The sequence below is a fragment of the Streptomyces sp. bgisy027 genome (assembly GCF_057710365.1).
The window spans coordinates 43,443-64,905 of sequence record NZ_JBYIVZ010000050.1 but is presented as its reverse complement, the minus strand read 5'-3'; the positions used below and the strand labels follow the sequence as shown (position 1 = coordinate 64,905).

Below are 21,463 nucleotides of genomic sequence, written 5' to 3'. Positions count from 1 at the left end.
CGACCCCACGATGGACCAGTCCCCACGCCGGCCCGGTGACCGCTTCGGCGGCCGCACGGCCGTGGTCACCGGCGCGGCCTCCGGCATCGGCGCCGCCACCGCCGTCCGCCTCGCCGAGGAGGGCGCCGCGCTGGTGCTCGCCGACGTCGCCGAGGACGCCGGCACGGCGGTCGCCGAGCGGATCGCGAAGGACGGCGGCCGGGCCCGGTTCGTGCGGGCCGACGTGGCGGCCGAGGACGACTGGCGCCGGATCGTGGCCGTCGCCCACGACTTCGGGCCGGTGGACGTCCTCGTCAGCAACGCCTACACCGTCGACGTGGCCCCGGCCGGCGAGATGACCCTGGAGTCCTGGCAGCGGCAGCTGTCCGTCAACCTCACCGCGAGCTTCCTCGGCTTCCGGGCGGTACTGCCGGACCTGCGCGAGCGGCGCGGCGCGACGGTACTGACCTCGTCCGTCCACGCGCGCGTGGGCATCCCCGGACACCCCGCCTACGCCGCGTCCAAGGGCGCCCTGCTCTCCCTGTGCGGTCAGCTCGCCGTCGAGTACGGGCCCGACGTCCGCGTCAACGCGGTCCTGCCCGGGCCGATCCTGACCGCCGCCTGGGACCGGGTGCCGCCCGAGGACCGCGAGCGCAGCGTCGCCGAGACGGCGGCCCGCCGCTTCGGCACCCCCGAGGAGGTGGCCGCCGCCATCGCCTTCCTGAGCGCCGACGAAGCCTCCTACATCACCGGCACGAGCCTCGTCGTGGACGGCGGCTGGAGCGTCGTGAAGGCCTCGGCATGACCGGCACCCCCGCCCGCACCCTTCAGCAGAAAGGCTGTACGACATGACGCCCTACGCCCGCCGCGGCGTGCACGGCCAGACCGTGGAGGCCCTCGCCCGCCGCATCCTGGGCGGTCGGATCCCCGAGGGAGCCACACTCGACCTGGTGGCGCTCCAGAGCGAGTTGGACGTCAGTCTCACCGCGCTGCGCGAGTCCCTGAAGGTGCTCGCCGCCAAGGGCATGGTCGACGCCCGCCAGAAACGCGGCACCTTCGTCCGGGCCCGCGCCGACTGGAACCTCCTCGACGCCGACGTGCTGCGCTGGCAGTTCCAGGGCGCCGGGGAGGCCACCGACGCCGACCGGACCCTGCTGCGCAACCTCGCCGAGGTCCGCGCCATCGTCGAACCGGCCGCCGTGCGCCTGGCCGCCGAACGCCGTACCGAAGCCGACCTCCAGGCCCTGGAAGCGGCCCTGGACGCGATGGGCGGGCAGGACGCGGACCCCGGACAGGCCGTGGACGCCGACCTCGCCTTCCACCGCGCCCTGCTGACGGCCACCCACAACGAACTTCTCGAACGCATGGAGATGGTCATCGAGCCGGGCCTCGCCCACCGCGACCGCATCGTGCACAGCCACCCCCACAGCGAGGACCCGGTACCGGCCCACCGCGCCGTCCTGGACGCCGTTCGCGAACAGGACGCCTCGGCCGCCGAGACGGCGATGCGGGCCCTGCTCGTCCAAGCCGGGCGCGACCTGGACCGCATCGACGGCCCCGACGACACGAAAGGCACCGGCGGCAAGTGAAGATCACGCGCATAGAAACCTTCCTGGTACCGCCGCGCTGGCTGTTCTGCCGGATCGAGACCGACGACGGCGTGGTCGGCTGGGGCGAACCCGTCGTCGAGGGCAGGGCCGAGGTGGTCCGTGCCGCCGTGGACGTCCTCGCCGAACACCTCATCGGCCAGGACCCGCTGCGCGTCGAGGACCACTGGCAGGTGCTCACCAAGGGCGGCTTCTACCGCGGCGGCCCGGTCCTCTCCAGCGCCGTCGCCGGGATCGACCAGGCCCTGTGGGACATCGCCGGCAAGACCTACGGCGCCCCCGTGCACGCCCTGCTGGGCGGACCCGTGCGCGAACGCGTCCGCGTCTACGCCTGGGTCGGCGGCGACGAACCCGCCGAGCTCACCGACCAGATCACCGCCCAGGTCGAGGCCGGCTTCACCGCGGTCAAGATGAACGCCGCCGGAGCCACCTCGCCGATCACCACCGCGGCCGAGACCGCGGCCGTCGTCGCCCGCGTGGCCGCCGCCCGTGACGCCCTCGGCCCGGACCGGGACGTCGCCGTCGACTTCCACGGCCGCTTCACCGCCGCGAGCGCCCGCCGAGTGCTGGCCGAACTCGCCCCGCTGCACCCGCTGTTCGTGGAGGAACCCGTCGTCCCCGAGCACGGCCATCTGCTGCCCGGCCTGGTCGCCTCGACGCCGATCCCGCTCGCCACCGGCGAACGTCTCTACTCACGCGCCGAGTTCCTGCCGGCCCTCTGCGCCGGCATAGCCGTCGCCCAGCCCGACCTGTCCCACGCCGGCGGCATCTCCGAGGTGCACCGCATCGCCTCCCTCGCCGACACCTACGGCGCCCAGCTCGCCCCGCACTGCCCGCTCGGCCCGATCGCGCTGGCCGCGAGCCTCCAAGTGGCGTTCGCGACGCCGAACTTCCTCATCCAGGAGCAGAGTCGCGGCATCCACTACAACAAGGACGCCGACCTGCTGTCCTACCTCGCCGACCCCGCACCGTTCCGGTTCGTCGACGGCCACGCGCCGCTCAACGACGCCCCCGGCCTGGGCATCACGATCGACGACGCGGCCGTACGCGCGGCCGACCGCTCCGGACACGCCTGGCGCAACCCCGTCTGGCGGCACTCCGACGACTCGTTCGCCGAGTGGTGACGCAAATGCTGACCCTCACCACCGACGCCGAGCACGGCGGACGCTGGACGTCCCTGCGCTCGCCCTCGCGCGAATGGCTCTGGCAGCGGCCGGCACCGGAACGGGACAAGGCCGCACCTGGTGACGCGTTCGTGGACGCGGGCGGGCTGGAGGAGTGCGTGCCCACCGTCCGCGGCCTGCCCGACCACGGCGAGGTCTGGTCACGCGCCTGGACCCGGACCGGCGACACCGAACACGTCAGGGGCGACTCCTTCACCCTGGCGCGGACCATCCGCACCACGGCCGACGGCGTGCGGGCCGACTACACCCTCACCGCGCCGCCCGGCTTCCGGTTCGTGTGGGCCGCGCACGCCCTGCTGGACCTCTCCGGACGCGCGACCCTGCACATGACCGACGGCGCGCCGACCCGTCTGTTCCCCGAGGCCGCACCGCTCCTCGGCGAGCCCTGGCCCGCCGACGCTCCCTGGATCACCGGCCCGTGGCCGACACCCCACGGAGTACCGATGAACCGGCTCGGACCCGACGACGGCACCGCGGTCGGGGCCGTCGTGGACACGCCGCTGGCCTGCGTCCACGACGACCGCGACCGGCTCGCCCTGGAACTGCGGGCGGACGGACAGCCCGTGTCGGTGGCCCTGTGGCGCAACCTCGGCGGCTTCCCGCAGCCGCACCCGTACCGGAGCACGGGCGTGGAGCCCATGCTCGGGCGGGTCTTCGACCTGGCCGAGGCGGGCCCCGACGACGCCGCGCGCGTACCGCCCTCGGGCGAGGTCCGCTGGCGGCTCACGATCACCGGGGTCTGCCGCTGCCCCTCGACCCCCGCACCGAAGGAGCACCGTCCGTGGACCTGAGAGCCGCGCTGGCCGCCCACCGCCTGGTCGCGATCGTGCGCGGCGACGACGCCGACGCCGCGCTGCGCACCGTGCTGGCCCTGGTCGAGGAGGGCGTCGAACTGGTCGAGGTCTCGCTGTCCGGCAAGGACGCCGTCTCCGTCATCGAACGCGCCCGCCACGCCCTCGGCCCGGAACATCCGCTCGGCGCCGGTACCGTTCTGACCGCCGCCGACGCCCGCGCCGCGCACCGCGCCGGAGCCGACTTCGCGGTCACGCCGGGACTGGGTGACGGCGTCGTCACCGCACAGGAGTTGGGCATGCCGGTCCTCGCCGGGGTGGTGACCCCGACCGAGGTCATCGCCGCCCGGGCCCTGGGCGTGGCCGCGCTGAAGATCTTCCCGATGGCCCAGTTCGGGGGAGCGGCTTATCTGAAGGCCCTGAGCGGCCCGTTCCCCGACGCGCCGTTCGTCCCCGTCGGCGGGGTCGACGAGGCCGCCGCCCGCGCTTGCCTGGCGGCCGGTGCCCTCGCGGTCGGCGTCGGCTCACCCCTGATCGGCGACGCGGCCGACGGCGGCAGCATCACCGCCCTGCGGGAACGCGCCCGCCTCTTCCGCACCGTCGTGGCCGAGGCGGTGACGCCGTGACCGCCGAACCGATCGCCGCTCGCCCCGACCGCCTCGAACTGGGCGAGGGCGTCCGCTGGACCGGCACCGACATCGTCCTCGTCGACATCCTCGCCGGCCGTCTCCTCTCCGCCCCGCACGAACCGACGGCACCCCTGCGCACCCTGGCCCGACTCCCCGTCCCGCTGGGCGCCGTGGCCCCGCTCGCGGGACACTCCGGCAGCTGGATCGCGGCCGCGGGCACCGGCATCGCCCTGCTGCGCACCGACGGCACCCTCGACTGGCTGGCCCGGCCGGAGGACGACGCCCCGGCGCCGATGCGCATGAACGACGCCGTCGCCGACCCCTTCGGGCGTTTCTGGGCGGGCAGCATGGCCTACGACGCCGACGAGGACGCCGGGTCCCTGTACCGCGTCGACCGGGACGGCACGGTCGTACGGGTCCTGGACGGCATCACCGTCCCCAACGGGCCGGCGTTCACGCCCGACGGCGCGATGATGTACCTGGCGGACAGCGCCCGGGGCGTGGTCCGGCGGTACGCGGTCGAACCGGTGACCGGCGAACTCGGCGCACCCGAGGACTTCGTGACGATCGGCGACGGCAGCCCCGACGGCATGGCGGTCGACGTCGAGGGCGCGGTATGGGTCGCCGTCTGGGGCACCGGCACGGTACGCCGCCACCTGCCCGACGGCACGCTCGACCGCACCCTGCGGCTCCCGGCCCGGCAACCGGCCGGCGTGTGCCTCGCCGGTGACGTCCTGCACATCACGACCGCCCGCGTGGGCCTGACGGCTCCCGCTGACCAGGACGGCGCCCTGTTCACGGCCCGCGTGGAGGTACCGGGCACGCCGACACCCGCATGCCGCCTGGACACGGTCAGGCGTCCTTCGGCCTTCGGGGGGTCGGTATGAGGGGCCCGCTGCGTGGGTCGACCGTCTGTGTGGTGCTGTCGGCGTCGGTGTGTCGGGTGGGTTGGGCGCAGTGGCCCTGGGCCTGCGGGGGGGTCGGCATGACCGGCCTCCCGCGCATCACGACCGCCCACCTCGACATGCCGGGCATGCCGCCGCCCGCATGCCGCCTGGACACGGTCAGGCGTCCTTCGGCCTTCGGGGGGTCGGTATGAGGGGCCCGCTGCGTGGGTCGACCGCCTGTGTGGTGCTGTCGGCGTCGGTGTGTCGGGTGGGTTGGGCGCAGTGGCCCTGGGCCTGCCGGGGGTCGGCATGACCGGCCTCCCGCGCATCACGACCGCCCACCTCGACATGCCGGGCATGCCGCCGCCCGCCTGTCCCCTCGACACCGTCCGGTTTCGCTCGCCTCTCGGGGAGCCCGCATGACCGGCGCCCGGCCTCCCGTGACGACCACCCCCTGGCGCCTGACGCCCGGCCCGGTGGTCTGCGTCGGCGAGACGATGGCCGCCCTGGCCCCCGACCCGCCGAGCCGCCTGCTGACCGCGCCGCAGCTGCGGCTCTCGGTGGCCGGAGCCGAGTCGAACGTCGCCATGTATCTGGCCGACCACGGCATCCCCGTCGCCTGGCTCTCCGCCCTCGGGGACGACCCCCTGGGGCACCGCGTCCGCGCCACGGTCGCCGCGCCCGGCGTCGACGTGTCGTACGTGCGCACCGACCCGCACCGCCCGACCGGCGTGCTGGTGAAGGACCCGGGCCCCGACGGAACGCGCGTGCACTACTACCGGCGCGGCTCGGCCGCCTCCGCTCTCGACCCCGGCCTGCTCGACGGCCCGCCGGTGCGCACGGCCGCGCTGCTGCACCTGACCGGCATCACCCCGGCACTGTCCGCGTCCTGCCACGGCCTGGTGACCCGGGCGCTCACCACCGAGCCCGGCAACCGGCCGTACGCGGTGAGCTTCGACGTCAACCACCGTGCGGCCCTCTGGCCGGACGGCACCGCCCCGGCCGTACTGCGCGAACTGGCCGACCGGGCCGACATCGTCTTCGTCGGCCTGGACGAGGCGCAGGCGCTGTGGGGCGGGCACCTGACCGAGGAGGCCGTACGGGCGCAGCTCCCGCATCCGCGCATCCTCGTCGTCAAGGACGGGGCGAGGGCGGCGACCGCGTTCACCGATGAGGGCACCGTCGTCGTGCCGACACCGCGTGTGACGGTGGTGGAGGCGGTGGGGGCCGGCGACGCCTTCGCGGCAGGGTTCCTCACGGGTCTGCTGCGGGGCACGGGCACGACCGGAGCCCTGCGGCTGGGCCACATCACCGCCGCGTCCGCCCTCCAAGTGACCGGAGACCACGGCCCGTTGCCCGACCAGGGCGAGACGGAGGCACTGCTCGCCCTGTCGGCCCGGGAGTGGGCGGAACGCGCGCTCGTGACGCCGTGGGCCTGAGCCTCGTGCCGCTCGGCGCGCGATGGGCGATCCACCCGCCTATGCTCCATTTGTGTGACGACTATCTTCCAAGAGCTGGTGGCGAAGGAGCGCGCGGCCGAGCAGGCCCACAGCCGCGTGGAAGAGCTGCGCGGCATGTACGGCCCGCCGACCCAGCAGGGCGGCTGGAGCCCACGGCAGACCGAGACGTACAACACGGCCCTGCGGGCCTGGCGGGACCTCGCCCGGGAGGTGCAGGTCGCGCTGGCCGACTACGCCAGGGAGCGCGGCGAGACGCGCAGCGACGTCGAGGAGCAGGTGCACAAGGCGGTCGGGCACGCGAGCGGGGGCGGCATCGGGGCGTAGCGGTGCGGCCCACCGGTGTCCGCCGCCCGCCTCTTGACGCAGTCAGTCTCGTTACGCAACTCTGGAGGTCAATCGCGCGCGGTGCGGAAGGAGTTGGTGCGGTGTGGAGTGGACGGGCGCACGCTATGCGGACACGCCCACGGTCGAGGTGCGGGCCTGGGTCGACGCGCCGCCGGAGCGGGTGTGGGAGATCGTCTCCGACTTCTCGCTGATGCCGGGCATGAGCGAAGAGCTCCAGTCGGTCCACTGGCTCGACGGCGCGGCGGGGCCCGCGGTGGGCGCTCGCTTCGTCGGCCGCAGCAGGCACGAGGCCCTGGGGGAGTGGGAGACCACCTCCCACGTCGTCGAGTGCGAATGCCCGCGCCTCCTCGCCTGGGCCGTCGAAGACCCGTCCCGGCCGGCAGCCGTCTGGCGCTTCCGGCTCGAGGGCAAGGACGGCGGGACCGACCTGTCGGAGTGGATGCAGCTGGGGCCCGGCCGGTCCGGGCTGTCCTTCGCCATCGACGAGATGCCGGACAAGGAGCAGAAGATCGTGTTCGTGCGCATGCGGGAGTTCGAGCGCAGCATGACCGCCACCCTCGGGCACATCAGGAAGCTGGCGGAGGAGCGATGAGGACCGCGACGACGATCGAGGCGTCCGGTCTCGGTTCCTGGCCGCGGCGGGCGGACTTCGTCGCGGAGGCGGAGAAGCTGGGCCTCGACATCTGCTGGGTCGCCGAGGCCTGGGGCTCCGACGCACCCTCCGCGCTGGGCTACTACGCCGCCCGCACCGAGCGCATGCTGCTGGGCTCCGGCGTCATGCAGGTCGGCACCCGGACCCCGGTGTCCCTCGCGCAGACGGCGATCACCCTCTCCAACCTGTCCCAGGGACGCTTCCTGCTGGGCCTGGGCCCCTCGGGCCCCCAGGTGATGGAGGGGCTGCACGGCGTCCCCTTCGCCCGCCCGCTGGCCCGCGTCCGCGAGACCGTCGAGATCGTGCGGCAGGTCATCGACGGCGGCAAGATCGACCACTGCGGCGAGGAGTACCGCATCCCGCTGCCCGGCGGGGACGCCGTACCCATGAGGCTGTCGATGCGCGCCGAGCACCCCGTGCCGATCTACCTGGCCGCCCTGTCACCTGCCATGCTCCGCCTGACCGGCGAGGTCGCCGACGGCTGGCTCGGCACCAGCTTCGTGCCCGAGGGAGCGGCGGACGCCTACTTCGGCCCGCTGGACGAGGGGCTGGCCCGCGGCGGACGCGCCCGCGCCGACCTGGACGTCTGCCAGGGCGCGGAGGTGGCCTTCGCCCCCGACGAGGAGGCACTGGGCGCCATGGTGGCCGGCCGCAAGAAAGAACTCGCCTTCAGCCTGGGCGGCATGGGCTCGGCCTCCACCAACTTCTACAACCGTGCCTACAGCCGGCAGGGCTGGGCCGACGTCGCCGCGGAGGTACGGCAGCGCTGGCAGGCCGGCGACCGGGACGGGGCGGCCGCGCTCGTCACCGACGACATGGTGCTCGCGACGACACTGATCGGCACCGAGAGCATGGTCCGCGACCGGCTCCGCGTCTGGCGCGACGCCGGGGTGGACACCGTGCGCCTGTACCCGGCCGGCGCGGACCTCGCCGCCCGCCTCGACACACTGGGCCGCGCGATCGAACTGGTCCACGAGGTCGGAGAGCGGGCATGAGCGCGCGTACGTCCTTCGCGAACTGGCCGTGCTCCATCGCACGGACCCTGGACGTGGTCGGCGACGCCTGGACCCCGCTCGTCCTCAGGGAGGCGTTCTACGGCAGCCGCCGCTTCGAGGAGTTCCAGGGCGAGCTGCGGATCGCCCGGAACACCCTCACCGACCGGCTGCGGCGCCTGGTCGAGGCCGGACTGCTGGAGAAGCGGCTCTACGAGAGCGAGCCGCCCCGCCACGAGTACCTGCTGACGGAGCAGGGCCGGGACCTCTTCCCGGTGCTCGCCGCGATGGCCCACTGGGGCGACCGCTGGCTCGCCGGGCCCGAGGGACCGCCGATCACCCTGCACCACGAGGCGTGCGGCCACGACGGGCACGCCGAGGTGGTCTGCTCGGCCTGCGGCGAGCCCATGCACGCCGACGACACCGTCGCCCGGCTCGGCCCCGGCTACCCGGACCGGCTCAAGTCCCGGCCCGACGTACGCCGCCGCTTCGCACCGGAGTGACGGGAGCCGGCCGACCTTCCGCGGCAACTGGTCCACCGGTCGATCACGCAACAGGACCGGGCGCTGGGCCTCACGGCGGCGCCGACGCCTGGCGCGGCGGTCGGCGATCGCGTAGGCGGCGACGGTGGCCGCGGCGCTGGTCTTGCCCGCCGCGACGGTGACGGCCGTGGCTCCGCCGAACTGGGAGGCCCCGGTCGCGGAACGGGCCCGCCGCCCAGGCGAAGTCCCGGACCCGTGCGCGACGCTGACGGTGACGCTGCTGCCGGGCCTGCCGGGCCTGCCGGGCCTGCCGGGCCTGCCGGGCCTGCCGGGCCTGCCGGGATGGGGCGAGGTGCGGCCGGTCGTCGGGATCCTCAGGTTCGCGGGATGGTCGAGCGCCACGCGGAAGTCGCTCGCCAGGGCGTGGAAGCTCTCGCCCGTCGACACCTACGGATCGAGGTGCCACTCGTCCGCGTCGTGCACGGCGAGCACGGTCAGCGCGTTGCCCGGGGAGCGGAGAGCGCCTTCGGGACCGAAGCGGTCGTCGCGTTCGGGCACGGTGATGGACACGTCGGAGGAGACGGAGGCGCGTTCGCCGTGCGCGAGCGGCTTCGGCAGGGCGATGCGCAGCGCCGTGCAGTTCACGATCGGCCGGCCCGCGGTGCCGCCGCGCACCGTGGACACCTGAACCGTGGGCGGGGCGCCGGTGGAGGGTCCGCATTTGTCCACGCCGTTGCCCCACAAACGTACGTACACCTCACGCAGCGGACCGGTGGAGGCGTTGCGGAAGGAGACCCGCTGCCGGCCGGGCCGGCGGGAGCTGTCGGCGTTGCCGCGCAGCGCCACGTGCTGACGGGGCCGATCCGGTGTCCCCGACGACTCTCTCCTGGGTGCCGCGCGGGCCTCGTAGCCGGTGCCGCTCTGCGTCATGAGCAAGGCGAGCAGGACGACGAGCAGGCGGGCGACGGCCCTTGACGTCCACGCGCGCAACGGGGGCATGACAGCGGATCAGGCCACAAGGTGTGAAGTGTTGGCCCAGACTGTGGGAATGGAGTTCTTCTGCCACCACCGTGACCGGCCCGACTCCCTGCCACTGCGTGAGCAACTGGTGGAGGAGCACTGGTCGTACATGGACCTGTTCGCCGAGCGGCTGATCGCGCGAGGTCCGACCTTCGCCTCGGACGGTGAGACGCCGACCGGCAGCGTGCACATCGTCGACCTGCCCGACCCCGCCGCCGCCCGCGCGTTCGCCCTCGACGAGCCCAACCACCAGGCCGGCGTGTACCGGGACGTGCTGCTGCGCCGGTGGCGCAACATGCTGGGCCGCACCATGTGGGACTTCCCCGGCGGCCGCAGCGGAGGCAACCGGTACCTGGTGCTGGGCCTCGGCCCGGACCGCGCGGCCGACCCGTCCGAACCGCCCGGGAACGACGAACTCATCGCGTACGGACCGCTGCTGTCCGACGACGGCACCGCCTGGCTCGGCACGGCGGCGCTGGTGCGCGCACCGGACGCGGAGACGGCGCGCACCGTACTGAAGACCGACCTGTACGCCGATGTGGAGGTCCACGACTGGGAGTTCGGCGGGCGCCGCTGATTCAGAGCACCGGCGGTCGGAGTGTCGCGGGCGTGGGGCCGTCGGGGCGGACTGTGAAGCCGTACTTCGCCTTCGCCGGGGTGGCGGAGAACGCCACGACGTGGGCCGGCAGCAGATGTTCGAGCAGGACGGTCGACTCGCGGAGCGCGAACTGCATGCCCAGGCAGGCGCGGGGGCCGATGCCGAAGGGGAAGTAGGCGCCGGTGTCGGTGGGGCGGCCGCCGGGAGTGAGGAAGCGCCGAGGGTCGAAGCGCTCGGGGTCCGGCCACAGTTCGGGATCGCGATGGGTGAGATACGGGCAGACCAGGAGGTCGGTGCCCGCCTCGACCCGGTAGCCGTCGAGGGTGTCGTCCTCGGCGGCGTGGCGGGGCATGAGCCATGCGGACGGGTACAGCCGGAGCGTCTCGTGGACCAGCGCCTGGATGGCCTGGCGGCGTTCCCCGGAGTTCTCCTCGCCGGCGGTGAGCGCCTCTTCGCGGGCCGCGGGGTACTGGTCGAGAAGCAGGTACAGCCAGGTCAGGGTGCTGGCCGTGGTCTCGTGCCCGGCCGCGAGCAGCGTCACCAGCTCGTCGCGGATCAGCCGGTCGGTGTACTCGGCCCGCTCGGCGCCGGCTTCCGTCAGCACATGCAGCAGGCCCGGCCCGTCCGGGCCGACCTCCCCGGCGCGGGCGGCCTCGATCGCGCGCCGGGCCACCGCGTCGATCCGGGCGAGATCGGCGGCGACCGCCGCCCGTCCCTCTGCCACGTCCGCGGGCAGCGTCGGCAGGGCCGCCCCCACGGCTTCGACAGCCTCCAGTTCCTGCTGGGTCGCGTCGTCGAGAGGGTGGCCGGTGAGGGAGCGCCAGATGGCGTCCAGGGCGAACCGGTGCATCTCCCGCCCGACGTCCAGGGTCCTGCCGGTGCGGGCGTACTCGGCCCATCGCTCGGCTGCCGTCCGGGCCGCCGCGGTGATCCGCTGCTCGTAGCGGCGCATCCCGGTGCCGGTGAACTGGGACTGGAGCAACCGGCGTTGCCGCTTCCACGCCTCGCCCTCGGCGGACAGGACACCGTCGCCGACCAGCAGCCGGGCGCGGTGGGAGCGCTTGACGTACTGCTCCGGGTGCCGGGCCAGCACGTGCTGGACGGCTTGCGGCTCGGTGACGAGAACAGTGCGGGCCGGCCCGATACGGAACGCCGCGACCCCGCCGACGCGCTCGCGCACCTGCGTCAGCAGCTCGACCAGTTCCCCACTCTGTGAACGCCATCGCGCCACGAGCTCCGGTTCGGCTTCGGGCACCGGCCGGACCGTGCCGGACGGGTGCGGGAGGGAGCCGGGGCCGGCTTCGGTGTCCATGTTCCATCTCCTGGGTGAGCCGCTGGAGCCGGCCGCGACAGCGCGTGCCGACGCCACGGACTGTACGGGAGCCGACTCGCTCGATGGGGGTACGTCCGGGGCGGTCGGTTGTGCGGCCCTGTCAAACGCCGACCGCCGCGCCTTTCTCCGGTGCCTCCGGGGGAGGCTGGCCGATGTCGCCGTCGATCACGCGGCGGGCGAAGTCCCGGGCCTCGTCGAACAACTGGGCGTGGCGCGTGGCATGTTCGGTGCGGAAGTCGTGGTCGTCGAGATCGCTTTCCTCGGCCAGGTCGGTGTCTTCGGTGTCTTCCTCGTCCTCCTCGAACCCGTCGGTTTCGAGGTGGGTGAGGAAGGCGACCAGCTCAGGGCGTGTGGCGGGCGCAGACACGATCTCCTCGCGGACGTGAGTCGGGAAGCCGCAGGAGTAGCGACTGCCGTGGTACTCGTCGACCATGCCGAGGAAGATCGCGTCGAGGCTGGGGAACGACGCCGGGTCGACGACCTCGGCCGGCAGCGGCTTCCTGTCGTCGCGTGCCCTGGGGTTCCAGCAGTCCTGTTCCAGGTCGAGTTCGAGCAGGCGTCGAGCCGCTCCGGACTTGGCCAGGTCGGTCAGGCCGTCGTCCGCGATGACGTTGTCGTGCAGGTCCAGTGCCCAGAGCTGTGGCAGCAGCGCCCAGGCCGCGAGGGCTCGCGCGCCTTGCGTTCCGACGCTGTTGTAGGCCAGCGAGACGCTGTGGAGGCGGGGAGCGGACGCGGGAGAGACCGGTGGCCGCGAGGCTCGCTCGCGTACCACCCGAGGTCGAGACGGGTGACCCCGCGCACCTCCGCGCAGGAGCGTGGGTCCGGCAGGGCCGGGTCGACCGTGCCGTTGCGCGCCGACTGCGGGGAAAGGGAGCGTACGAGCCGCCATGTCGGTTTCGCGTGACCGGCCTTGAGCGCGGCGAGCCAGGACCACGACGCCTCTCGCACCTCATCGGGCCAGGCAGCGAGCCGCTCCTCACAGCGGGACAGCAGATGCTCGGGACAGCCCGCACGCAGCAGAGCGGCACACACCGCACGAAACGCGAGCCTGCTCGGCGGGCCGTCCAGGATCTGCTCGATCTCCGCGTCAAAGTCGATCACGGGCGTAACTTACTGCCAAGCCCTGCCCCGTGCCCCAGGACGAGACCTTCTCGAACCTGCGCAGCCCTGACCCGCGCTCATGCGTCCACGCTTATGCGTCCGCCTCATGCGACCGCGGATCGGACCGCGAAGCCGCTCGCTGGTCCGGGCTCTTCTCGTACACCCCTCCCGGCTCCGTCTCCGCCCTCGGTGTCACCGCGCGACCGCCCGGGTGGCGGATCGCGCACAGGAAGCCGATGCCGAGGGCGATGGCCATGCCGTAGAACACCCATTGGTTGGCCTCGGCGAAGTCCATACGGATCGCGTTCATCGCGTTCCGGGCAGCCGTCGCGGCGGGCCCCGTCCCCGTGGGCGTACTGGAGTCGCCGTTGCCCGTGATGGACTCGGTGATGCTGTGGGCCACGTTGTCGGCGACGTTCGCGGGCAGGCCGCGGGATTCCAGGGTGTTCACGACGTTGTTGTTGGTGGCGTGGGTCAGGATCGTGCCGAAGACCGCCATGCCCACGCTGGCCGCGAAGTTGCGTACGGTCTGGGTGATTCCGGTGACCTCGCCGTAGGAGGGGCCGATGGCCCGGTTCACGGCGTCCGTGGAGGCGGGGGCCAGGATGAAGCCGATGCCCGCGCCGGCCAGAGCGGCGTACGGCCACTGGTCGTGCATCGAGAGGTCGGTGAGCTTGCCGGCCCACAGGGCGAACCCGACGGCGCCCACGATCGTGCCCGTCTTCAACGCCGGGCGCGCACCCTGCTTGTCGAGGATCCGGCCGCCCCACTGCGAGGCGATGGCGAATCCCGCGAAGAAGTACAGCAGGAACAGCGCCGCCTGGTTCGGCGAGGCGCTCAGCGACACCTGGGCGTACACGGAGGCGAAGAAGAACAGCGGCACGAAGGCGAGCATCGAGAAGAAGAGCACCGCCGCGTCCACGGTGAACGCCTTGTCACGGAACACCCGCAGATCGATCAACGGGTGCCGCACGCCTCGTTCGTACCGGACGAACGCGACGAGGATCACCAGGCCGCCCGCGATGCAGCCCCAGGTCGCCGCACTGTCCCAGCCCCACGCCCACGCCTGTTGGAAGCCCAGCACGCACAGGCCCATACCGGCGGCCATCAGCACCGCACCGGGTACGTCGAGGGCGCCGGGGCGCCGCCGGTCCGAGATACGGGCCCAGGCGGTCAGAGCGAGCGCCACGATCGCCACGGGGACGTTGACCCAGAACACCGCGCGCCAGGTCCACCCCGTCAGCCAGCCGCCCAGCAGCGGGCCGAGGGCGGTCAACGCGCCGGACAGCCCGAAGAACAGGGCCAGCGCACGGCCGCGCCGCTCGGGCGGGAACACCGCCACCACCACGGCCAGTGCCGCGGGGAAGAGCAGGGCCGCGCCGAATCCCTGAAGCGCACGGAAGGCGATCAGCCAGGCCTGGGCCGCGTCGCCCTTGGGGACGCAGCCGCACAGCACCGACGAGATGACGAACACCACCGTGCCGACCACTACGACCCGGCGCGGCCCGTACAGGTCCGCGAGCCGGCCGCCCAACGCGAAGAACGCGGCCAGGGACAGCAGATAGGCGTTCACCACCCACTGCATCCCGGGAGCCGACAGTCCCAGTTCGCGGACGATGTCGGGGGCGGCGATCGAGACGATGGTCTGATCGATGAACGTCATCGCCACGGCGAACATCATCGCCGCCAGCGCCACGGTCTGTCGTGGTCCCGACCGGGAAAGGGACGCGGTCCCGCCACGTCCTTGAGACGTGCCACTCACCCGTCCAGTCTGCGGCAGACCGGCCGACGCCGCATCACCAGCGACAGTCGTGGAGGCCGTGACACCCGGCCCGCTGCGGTGCGCGCGGGCTCGTCGCGAACCGACGTACCGTCACTGCCCCGCAGCGAAGGGCTCCCTGGCCGTGAGGTTCCGAACGCGCGTGGTCAACCCGCCCTGCTCGCCGCGGCGTCGAGCACCGGGCCGAGTTCCCGGGACACGGTCGTGAGCGCCCGTACGTCCCGCTCGGCCCGTGCCATCAGGATCGCGCCCTCCAAGGCGCTGATCATCAAGGTGGCGAGCCCCGCGGCCCGTTCCTCGGGTACGCCCATCTCCACCAGGGCGCGGCCCACCGGCCCGGTCCAGGTGGCGAACGCGGCGGCCACCGCCTCCCGGGTCGAATCCGTGGACTCCGCGCAGTCCACCGTGGCCGCCGCCACGGGGCAGCCGCCGCCGAACCCGACGGCCTCGTACTCGTCGGTCCACTGGCGCACCATCTGCGCGAACAGCCCGCTCGGCGTCGGCTCGGGCAGCGCGGCCAGGAGGTGGGCGACCCGGTTTCCGGCGTACCGGCCCGCCCACCCGACGGCCTCGTTGACCAACTGTTCCTTGCCGCCGGGGAAGTAGTGCTGGAGCGAGCCGCGCGGTGCCGAGGCGTGTGCGGCGACCTCGCGCATTCCCGTGGCGGCCACGCCGTCCCGCCGGATGAGCTGGGCCGCGCTGAAGACCATCCGCTCGCGTGGCCCGCGTTCGGACACCGCCATCCCGACCTCCGTCCCCGCTGCATCCGCGCGCTCGAAGCTGCAGGCTCCCATTCTATGACAGTGGTCATATCGACCGGTACTATGACCGCTGTCATAGCGGCGGTGGCCGTGCCGGCGCCCAGGTCTCGACGTGCGAGCGCGCAACGAGCGGACCGCGGGCGTGCGACAGCGGAAACGGAAGCGGAAACGGCGGTGCATCGTGTACGTGGGTTTCATCGGCCTCGGTGTCATGGGACAGCCCATGGCGCTCAACCTCGTCCGTGCGGGCACGCCCCTCGTCGTGTGGAACCGCAGCAGTGACCGCTGCACACCCCTGCGCGCCGCCGGGGCAGAGATCGCCGCGAGCCCCGCCGACGTCTTCGAGCGGGCGGAGACCGTCGTCCTCATGCTGGCCGACGAGACCGCCCTGGACACGGTTCTCGGGCGCGGCACCCCCGACTTCGCCGCCCACCTCGCCGGCCGCACCGTCGTCCACATGGGTACGACCGCGGCCGAGTACTCGGCAGCACTCCAGGACGCCGTACGGTCCGTGGGCGGCCGCTATGTCGAGGCCCCGGTCTCCGGCTCCCGGGTCCCCGCCGAACGGGGCGAACTCGTGGCGATGCTCGCAGGCGACGACGACGCCGTCGCGGCCGTACGCCCGCTGCTCGCGCCCATGTGCCGCGAGACGTTCGAGTGCGGCGGCGTACCGGGCGCCCTGCTGATGAAGTTCTCGGTGAACCTGTTCCTGATCACCCTGGTCACCGGCCTGACCGAGGCGTTCCACTTCGCCGACCGGTACGGGCTCGACCAGCGCCTGCTCCAGGACGTCCTGGACGCCGGGCCCATGGCGAGCGCGGTCTCCCGGACGAAGGCGCCCAAGCTGCTGGGCCGCGACTTCGCCGTCCAGGCGGCGGCCGCCGACGTCCTGAAGAACAACCGGCTGATCGCCGAGGCCGCCCGCAGGGCCGACATGGCGTCCCCGCTGCTCGACGTCTGCCACGCCCTGTTCGGCGAGACCGTCGACCAGGGACACGGCGGCGAGGACATGGTGGCCGTACTCCATGCCCTGGAGACCCGGACCGCGGGCGGTCAGGCACCGGCGATCGACTCCACGGGGGCCGGTTTTCCCACCGGATGACGGCAGGGACCGGTTGCCATGCGGGATGACGGACGATCAGGCAGCAGCTCACGGGGACGCACGCCCCAGCATGTCGAAGAGCGCCACGATCCGCTCCCCGTCGGTGCCCTCAAGCGAGCGCGCCTTCAGGGCAGCAGTCGCCGTTCGTTCGCCACGGCCACCGCGCCCGCGCGGGTGTCCACGCCGAGTTTGTCGTAGATGCGGCGCAGATGGGTCTTGACCGTGGCCTCGCTGATGAACAGGGCGCGGGCGATGTCACGGTTGCCGATGCCGCGGGCGAGCTGGGCCAGGATGTCGCGCTCGCGGTCCGTGAGGGTGGGCCGGGGCCGGCGCAGGCCGGCCATGACGCGGCCGGCGACCGGGGCCGACAGGGCGGTCCGTCCCTCGGCGGCCGCGTGGATCGCGGCGAAGAGCTCGTCGGGGCGCTCGGCCTTGAGCAGATAGCCCGTCGCCCCCGCCTCGACGGCCCGGGTGACGTCGGCGTCCGTGTCGTACGTGGTGAGGACCAGGACATGGGTGCGGGCGCCGGGAGAGGAGGTGAGCCGGCGGGTGGTCTCCACGCCGTCGATGCCCTCGCCCAGTCGCAGGTCCATCAGCACCACGTCCGGCGAGAGCTTCGCGGCCAGCGCGAGCGCCTCCTGACCGGTGCCCGCCTCGCCGACGACCTCGATGTCCGGGGCACTGTCGAGCAGGGCCAGCAGTCCGGCCCGTACGACGGCGTGGTCGTCGCAGACCAGGATGCGCACGGGAGCGCGGTCGGGGCTCATCGGGGCGCCTCCAGGGGGACGGCTGCGGACAGGACGGTGCCCTCGCCGGGCGTGGACTCGACGGTCAGTGTGCCGCCGAGCGCGCGCAGCCGGGCCCGCATGGCGGGCAGCCCGTGCCCGCGTCCGCCGCCGGGGGAGTCGGGCAGGGCGGCGGGATCGAATCCGTGGCCGTCGTCGGCGACGTCCAGGACGACCTCGTCGTCGAGGACGGTGAGGGTCAGGGCGGCGCTGCCTGCGCCGGCGTGCTCGCGGACGTTGGCCAGGGCGCCCTGGGCGACCCGCAGCAGGGCCGAGCGGATCCGGTCGGGCAGCTGGGGGAGCCGGCCGTCGCCGTCGATGTGGACGCGTACGGCCAGGTCGGCGCCGGACTCCCGCGCGGCCAGGGCACGCAGCGCCTCGTCGAGGCCCTCGCCGTCGGCGAGGTCGGCGGGCGCAAGGTCGTGCACGAAGCGCCGGGCCTCGGCGAGGTTGTGCTCGGCGACGGACGCGGCGGTGCGGACATGGACGCGGGCCTTGTCCGGTTCGGTCTCCCACACCCGGTCCGCGGCCTGGAGGAGCATCCGCTGGCTCGACAGGCCCTGGGCGAGCGTGTCGTGGATCTCCATGGAGAGCCGCTGCCGTTCGGCGAGGGTGCCCTCGCGGCGTTCTGAGGCGGCGAGTTCGTGACGGGTGCGGATGAGGTCGTCGATCAGGACGCGCTGGCGTGCGGTGTGCCGTTCCATCTGCAGGAAGACGGCGGTGGCCAGGGCGGCGACGGCGGGCGGCGCCAGGACCAGGTTCGGGTCGAAGCGGCCCGAGAGCTTTACCTGCGCGGCCACGACGAACACGGTCAGGACCGCCACGAGAGCGAGGGCCGCGCGCGGCGGCAGCGTGCGCAGGCCGGTGTAGAACAGGGGCACCGCGCACCAGGCGAAGCTGGGCGCGAGCACGACCAGGACCATCCACACCACGACGGTCAGCGCCAGCCACGCCGTGTGCCGCCGGGTGGGCCGCAGGCCCGAGTCGCCCGCCCTGGGCCCCAGCAGGTGCAGCGCGGCGAGCACCACGGACAGCGCGATGATCCACGGCGTACGGGGTTCCCCGGGGTGACGCAGCAGGAAGCGGGCGAGGGCTCCGCCGAGCAGCAGGAAGAACGCCGCGTCCATCACGGCGCCGAGCCACCTGGTGTCCACGGTGCTCGGCTCGTACGACCGGTTCCCCATCCGGGGCCGCCTCCCTCCCTGCTCGTGGGCGCTGAACTGGGCAAACACCTTCATTGTGGCCCGGTGCGGCCCTGGGTGGGTCAACCGATCGGATGACCCCGGTGTCGTCCGTTCCGCGGTCTTGTGGCAGCCGGAACGTCGACCGTCCGGGGCCGTTTCCGGGCCGAGGGTGGAGAGCGGACGAAGCGGGGCGGCAACCGGCCGCCCCGCCCACCGAAGGAGTCGACCGACCCATGAACCCCGTGCACAAGAAGTTCTCCCGCCGTGCCCGCGTCGCCACCGGCGGTGCCGTGCTCGCCGTCGTCGCCCTGGCGGGCTTCGGCGCGGTGAACGCGAACGCCTCGGCGCCGGCCACGACCTCCGCCACCGCCACGTCCGCCGCCGTCCCGGCCCGGGCCACCACCACCTCCACCCACCTGACGATCGACGCCGCCACCGAGGCCGCGCAGGCCGCGCTCCACGCCGCAGAGAAGGAGAACCAGCGCGTCACGGTCGCCGTCGTCGACCGCAACGGCAACACCATCGTCACCCTGCGCGGCGACGGCGCCGGACCGCAGTCCTACGAGTCCGCCGAGCGCAAGGCGTTCACCGCGGTCTCCTGGAACGCCCCGACGTCCCGGCTGACCGAGCGTCTCCAGCAGACCCCGACCCTCAAGGACATCCCCGGCACCCTGTTCCTGGCGGGCGCCGTGCCCGTCACCGCCGGCAACGCCCCGATCGCCGGCATCGGCGTCGCGGGCGCCCCGTCCGGCGCGCTGGACGAGAAGTTCGCGCAGGCGGGCGCACAGGCGGTCGGTCGCTAGCCACCGGACGCGCGCAGCGAGCGCCTCTCCCGGCGGAGGGGGGCCGAGCACCCATCAGCGCTCGGCCCCCGCTACGGCGTCGCAGCCCGTTCACCCCGAGGCATGTGCGCCGGTACGGGCCCGGCAAACGGTGTCGGTGGGGGCCATTAAGCTCCCGCCCATGAGTGAGGGAGACAGAGGTCCCGGCAGACGGGTTGTCGACGGGCGCTTCGAGTTGGAGGCCCGTCTCGGCGGCGGCGGGATGGGGACCGTCTGGCGGGCCAGGGACCTGGTGCTGCACAGGCTGGTGGCGGTCAAGGAAGTCCGGCCGCCCGACCGGGACCTGGCGGAGTACGACCCCGAGGGCGCGCGGATGCTGCGCGAGCGTGTGCTGCGCGAGGCACGGGCGCTGGCCAGGATCGACCATCCGAACGTCGTCACCATCCACCACATCGTCGACGGCGGCGAAGCCACCTACCCATGGATCGTCATGGAGCTGGTCAGCGGCGGTTCGCTGGCCGACCGGCTGGCGCAGGGGCCGATGCCGCCCGCCGACGCCGCCCGGATCGGCCGGGGTGTGCTGGCCGCGCTGGCCGCCGCCCACGACGCCGGCATCCAGCACCGGGACGTGAAACCTGCCAACGTCCTGCTGCGGTCCGACGGTCGGCCCGTCCTCACCGACTTCGGCATCGCCGCGATCCGCGAGACGACGACCAACCTCACCGCGACCGGCTCCATCATCGGCACGCCCGACTTCATGGCCCCGGAGCGCATATCGGGCCACGAGGGCGGTGCCGCCTCCGACCTGTGGTCGCTGGCGATGATGCTGTACACCGCGCTGGAGGGCCACCACCCGCTGCGCCGCGGCACCCCGCTGGCCACGCTCGCCGCGGTCCTCAGCGACGACGTACCGCCTCCCGTGCGAGGCGGCGCCCTGGGCGGCGTCCTCATGAGCGTGCTCGTAAGGGAGCCCTCCGCACGGCCGTCCGCCGCCGAACTGGACCGCAGGCTCACCGAGTTCGAGTCTGCGCCTGCCGGCCCGGCGCCCGTGCCGGACACGCACACCTCCTATCCGCTGAACCCGCCGACGCCCTCCGCCACCGTCTCCCCCTCGTACCCGGGGACTTCGGGCTCGTCGACCACGTCCGTCCCGTTCGACGCCCCCGCCTCCGCGCCGACGGCCGCCCCCGGCGGATTCGGGCCACCGCTCCACCTCGGGCCCTACGCCACGCCCCAGCCGGTCACCGCGCCGGTGCGGGCGGAAGGCCGCCGCAGCCCCAACCTGCCCGTCCTGCTGGGCGTCTCGGGGACCTCGCTCGCCGGAGTGGTGGCCCTGCTGTGGTGGCTGCTGCCGCTCGGCGGCGGCGCGGGCGACTCAGGGGACTCGGGCGCGCGGAGCCCGTCCACCACCTCGGCGTCGCGGCCGACCTCGTCCACCACGGCCCCCTCGGAAGGGTCGTCCGGCGCCCCGGCCGCGCAACGGTCGCAGGACACGGACTCCGCCGGGGTGCTCACCCCAGCCGGCATCCGCGCCGCCATCAAGGCCCTGGAGAAGGAGACCGGCCGGAACAGGTACGGCGACTTCAGCGTCTACGAGGGCTTCGTGTCCGCCGAGGTCATGGTGGACGGCAGCAACACCAAGTACGACTCCTACACCTACTACCCGGGGCGCGGCGTTCAGAAGGGCATCATCAAGAGCACCCTGTCGGGCGGCGACCAGCCTTTCACGCTCGACAAGTACAACTGGGACGCGGTTCCCGCGCTGTTGGCCGAAGCCGACAAGAAGCTCAACGTCAAGAACCCGGAGATGCGTTACATCCTGGTGAAGTCGGACAACAGCGTCTTCGACACGCCGGCCCACCTGGCCGTCTACCTGTCCGACGAGTACGGAGACTCCGGCTACCTGGAGGCCACCCCGGACGGCAAGGTGACCGACGTGACGCCGGCGGAAGGTTCGTAGCGCGAGTCGCCGTTGGCCGAACTTCGCCTTGTGGCGGTCGCCGACACCC

The 21,463-nt window shown here is 73.4% G+C and carries 22 protein-coding genes; 15 read left to right on the top strand and 7 right to left on the bottom strand.

Going from position 1 to position 21,463, the window contains the following annotated elements; all coding sequences use genetic code 11:
* Positions 1 to 10: 10 nt before the first annotated feature.
* From AC3ETA_RS37370 to AC3ETA_RS37320, 11 genes are all read left to right on the top strand, one after another.
* Entirely contained in the window at positions 11 to 784 is a 774-nt protein-coding gene (locus tag AC3ETA_RS37370) for an SDR family NAD(P)-dependent oxidoreductase (protein ID WP_432197338.1), read from the top strand.
* A gap of 43 nt (positions 785 to 827) precedes the next feature.
* On the top strand, positions 828 to 1,568 hold the full coding sequence (locus tag AC3ETA_RS37365; protein ID WP_432197337.1) for a FadR/GntR family transcriptional regulator: 741 nt from the start codon (positions 828 to 830) through the stop codon (positions 1,566 to 1,568).
* Entirely contained in the window at positions 1,565 to 2,710 is a 1,146-nt protein-coding gene (gene dgoD / locus AC3ETA_RS37360) for a galactonate dehydratase (RefSeq protein WP_432197336.1), read from the top strand. Before AC3ETA_RS37365 ends, dgoD begins: the two co-directional genes overlap by 4 nt.
* Positions 2,711 to 2,715: 5 nt before the next feature.
* Complete coding sequence (locus tag AC3ETA_RS37355; RefSeq protein WP_432197335.1) at positions 2,716 to 3,561, top strand: hypothetical protein; 846 nt, start codon at positions 2,716 to 2,718, stop codon at positions 3,559 to 3,561.
* On the top strand, positions 3,552 to 4,187 hold the full coding sequence (locus AC3ETA_RS37350; protein WP_432197334.1) for a bifunctional 4-hydroxy-2-oxoglutarate aldolase/2-dehydro-3-deoxy-phosphogluconate aldolase: 636 nt from the start codon (positions 3,552 to 3,554) through the stop codon (positions 4,185 to 4,187). The genes AC3ETA_RS37355 and AC3ETA_RS37350 overlap by 10 nt, the downstream gene beginning before the upstream one ends.
* Positions 4,184 to 5,077, top strand: a complete 894-nt coding sequence (locus tag AC3ETA_RS37345) for an SMP-30/gluconolactonase/LRE family protein (RefSeq protein WP_432197333.1) — start codon at positions 4,184 to 4,186, stop codon at positions 5,075 to 5,077. The genes AC3ETA_RS37350 and AC3ETA_RS37345 overlap by 4 nt, the downstream gene beginning before the upstream one ends.
* A gap of 419 nt (positions 5,078 to 5,496) precedes the next feature.
* Positions 5,497 to 6,516 (top strand): sugar kinase, encoded by a 1,020-nt coding sequence (locus AC3ETA_RS37340; protein WP_432197332.1) that lies wholly within the window; start codon positions 5,497 to 5,499, stop codon positions 6,514 to 6,516.
* Positions 6,517 to 6,570: 54 nt separating this feature from the next.
* Complete coding sequence (locus AC3ETA_RS37335; protein WP_432197331.1) at positions 6,571 to 6,861, top strand: hypothetical protein; 291 nt, start codon at positions 6,571 to 6,573, stop codon at positions 6,859 to 6,861.
* 103 nt (positions 6,862 to 6,964) lie between these two features.
* Positions 6,965 to 7,474, top strand: a complete 510-nt coding sequence (locus AC3ETA_RS37330) for an SRPBCC family protein (RefSeq protein WP_432197330.1) — start codon at positions 6,965 to 6,967, stop codon at positions 7,472 to 7,474.
* The gene (locus AC3ETA_RS37325) at positions 7,471 to 8,529 is read left to right on the top strand and encodes an LLM class flavin-dependent oxidoreductase (protein ID WP_432197329.1); all 1,059 of its coding nucleotides are present in this window, start codon (positions 7,471 to 7,473) and stop codon (positions 8,527 to 8,529) included. The genes AC3ETA_RS37330 and AC3ETA_RS37325 overlap by 4 nt, the downstream gene beginning before the upstream one ends.
* A complete protein-coding gene (locus AC3ETA_RS37320) occupies positions 8,526 to 9,029 on the top strand; it encodes a winged helix-turn-helix transcriptional regulator (RefSeq protein ID WP_432197328.1) in 504 nt (167 codons plus the stop codon). Before AC3ETA_RS37325 ends, AC3ETA_RS37320 begins: the two co-directional genes overlap by 4 nt.
* A gap of 426 nt (positions 9,030 to 9,455) precedes the next feature.
* Here AC3ETA_RS37320 and AC3ETA_RS37315 read toward each other — a convergent pair whose 3' ends face one another.
* Positions 9,456 to 10,007: a gluzincin family metallopeptidase gene (locus AC3ETA_RS37315; RefSeq protein WP_432197327.1), complete on the bottom strand. Its 552-nt coding sequence runs from the start codon at positions 10,005 to 10,007 to the stop codon at positions 9,456 to 9,458.
* A 49-nt stretch (positions 10,008 to 10,056) separates the two neighbouring features.
* On the opposite strand from AC3ETA_RS37315, the gene AC3ETA_RS37310 reads away from it, so the two are divergent.
* A complete protein-coding gene (locus AC3ETA_RS37310) occupies positions 10,057 to 10,605 on the top strand; it encodes a YciI family protein (protein ID WP_432197346.1) in 549 nt (182 codons plus the stop codon).
* A 1-nt stretch (position 10,606) separates the two neighbouring features.
* Here AC3ETA_RS37310 and AC3ETA_RS37305 read toward each other — a convergent pair whose 3' ends face one another.
* From AC3ETA_RS37305 to AC3ETA_RS37290, 4 genes are all read right to left on the bottom strand, one after another.
* On the bottom strand, positions 10,607 to 11,938 hold the full coding sequence (locus AC3ETA_RS37305) for a cytochrome P450 (RefSeq protein WP_432197326.1): 1,332 nt from the start codon (positions 11,936 to 11,938) through the stop codon (positions 10,607 to 10,609).
* 121 nt (positions 11,939 to 12,059) lie between these two features.
* Positions 12,060 to 12,731 carry a hypothetical protein gene (locus tag AC3ETA_RS37300; protein ID WP_432197325.1) on the bottom strand — a complete coding sequence of 224 codons (672 nt, stop codon included), beginning with the start codon at positions 12,729 to 12,731 and terminating at the stop codon, positions 12,060 to 12,062.
* A gap of 420 nt (positions 12,732 to 13,151) precedes the next feature.
* Positions 13,152 to 14,741 carry an MFS transporter gene (locus AC3ETA_RS37295; protein ID WP_432197345.1) on the bottom strand — a complete coding sequence of 530 codons (1,590 nt, stop codon included), beginning with the start codon at positions 14,739 to 14,741 and terminating at the stop codon, positions 13,152 to 13,154.
* A 245-nt stretch (positions 14,742 to 14,986) separates the two neighbouring features.
* A complete protein-coding gene (locus tag AC3ETA_RS37290; RefSeq protein ID WP_432197324.1) occupies positions 14,987 to 15,583 on the bottom strand; it encodes a TetR/AcrR family transcriptional regulator in 597 nt (198 codons plus the stop codon).
* 199 nt (positions 15,584 to 15,782) lie between these two features.
* Here AC3ETA_RS37290 and AC3ETA_RS37285 point away from each other — a divergent pair, with 199 nt between their 5' ends.
* Positions 15,783 to 16,703 carry an NAD(P)-dependent oxidoreductase gene (locus AC3ETA_RS37285; protein ID WP_432197323.1) on the top strand — a complete coding sequence of 307 codons (921 nt, stop codon included), beginning with the start codon at positions 15,783 to 15,785 and terminating at the stop codon, positions 16,701 to 16,703.
* Between the two features lie 125 nt (positions 16,704 to 16,828).
* Here AC3ETA_RS37285 and AC3ETA_RS37280 read toward each other — a convergent pair whose 3' ends face one another.
* Together AC3ETA_RS37280 and AC3ETA_RS37275 are read right to left on the bottom strand one after the other, a co-directional pair.
* Complete coding sequence (locus tag AC3ETA_RS37280) at positions 16,829 to 17,470, bottom strand: response regulator (RefSeq protein WP_432197322.1); 642 nt, start codon at positions 17,468 to 17,470, stop codon at positions 16,829 to 16,831.
* Positions 17,467 to 18,672: a sensor histidine kinase gene (locus AC3ETA_RS37275; protein WP_432197321.1), complete on the bottom strand. Its 1,206-nt coding sequence runs from the start codon at positions 18,670 to 18,672 to the stop codon at positions 17,467 to 17,469. Before AC3ETA_RS37275 ends, AC3ETA_RS37280 begins: the two co-directional genes overlap by 4 nt.
* Before the next feature lie 233 nt (positions 18,673 to 18,905).
* Here AC3ETA_RS37275 and AC3ETA_RS37270 point away from each other — a divergent pair, with 233 nt between their 5' ends.
* Both AC3ETA_RS37270 and AC3ETA_RS37265 read left to right on the top strand, forming a co-directional pair.
* Positions 18,906 to 19,475, top strand: a complete 570-nt coding sequence (locus AC3ETA_RS37270; RefSeq protein ID WP_432197320.1) for a GlcG/HbpS family heme-binding protein — start codon at positions 18,906 to 18,908, stop codon at positions 19,473 to 19,475.
* A 160-nt stretch (positions 19,476 to 19,635) separates the two neighbouring features.
* On the top strand, positions 19,636 to 21,414 hold the full coding sequence (locus tag AC3ETA_RS37265) for a serine/threonine-protein kinase (protein ID WP_432197319.1): 1,779 nt from the start codon (positions 19,636 to 19,638) through the stop codon (positions 21,412 to 21,414).
* The last annotated feature ends 49 nt before the right edge of the window (positions 21,415 to 21,463 follow it).

Excerpts from the sequence above, each read along its gene's own strand:
- AC3ETA_RS37370 (WP_432197338.1), top strand. The coding sequence starts at position 11 with ATGGACCAGTCCCCACGCCGGCCCGGTGACCGCTTCGGCGGCCGCACG.
- AC3ETA_RS37365 (WP_432197337.1), top strand. The coding sequence starts at position 828 with ATGACGCCCTACGCCCGCCGCGGCGTGCACGGCCAGACCGTGGAGGCC.
- AC3ETA_RS37355 (WP_432197335.1), top strand. The coding sequence starts at position 2,716 with ATGCTGACCCTCACCACCGACGCCGAGCACGGCGGACGCTGGACGTCC.
- AC3ETA_RS37340 (WP_432197332.1), top strand. The coding sequence starts at position 5,497 with ATGACCGGCGCCCGGCCTCCCGTGACGACCACCCCCTGGCGCCTGACG.
- AC3ETA_RS37325 (WP_432197329.1), top strand. The coding sequence starts at position 7,471 with ATGAGGACCGCGACGACGATCGAGGCGTCCGGTCTCGGTTCCTGGCCG.
- AC3ETA_RS37320 (WP_432197328.1), top strand. The coding sequence starts at position 8,526 with ATGAGCGCGCGTACGTCCTTCGCGAACTGGCCGTGCTCCATCGCACGG.
- AC3ETA_RS37315 (WP_432197327.1), bottom strand. The coding sequence starts at position 10,007 with ATGCCCCCGTTGCGCGCGTGGACGTCAAGGGCCGTCGCCCGCCTGCTC.
- AC3ETA_RS37310 (WP_432197346.1), top strand. The coding sequence starts at position 10,057 with ATGGAGTTCTTCTGCCACCACCGTGACCGGCCCGACTCCCTGCCACTG.
- AC3ETA_RS37305 (WP_432197326.1), bottom strand. The coding sequence starts at position 11,938 with ATGGACACCGAAGCCGGCCCCGGCTCCCTCCCGCACCCGTCCGGCACG.
- AC3ETA_RS37295 (WP_432197345.1), bottom strand. The coding sequence starts at position 14,741 with ATGATGTTCGCCGTGGCGATGACGTTCATCGATCAGACCATCGTCTCG.
- AC3ETA_RS37290 (WP_432197324.1), bottom strand. The coding sequence starts at position 15,583 with ATGGCGGTGTCCGAACGCGGGCCACGCGAGCGGATGGTCTTCAGCGCG.
- AC3ETA_RS37280 (WP_432197322.1), bottom strand. The coding sequence starts at position 17,470 with ATGAGCCCCGACCGCGCTCCCGTGCGCATCCTGGTCTGCGACGACCAC.
- AC3ETA_RS37275 (WP_432197321.1), bottom strand. The coding sequence starts at position 18,672 with ATGGGGAACCGGTCGTACGAGCCGAGCACCGTGGACACCAGGTGGCTC.
- AC3ETA_RS37270 (WP_432197320.1), top strand. The coding sequence starts at position 18,906 with ATGAACCCCGTGCACAAGAAGTTCTCCCGCCGTGCCCGCGTCGCCACC.
- AC3ETA_RS37265 (WP_432197319.1), top strand. The coding sequence starts at position 19,636 with ATGAGTGAGGGAGACAGAGGTCCCGGCAGACGGGTTGTCGACGGGCGC.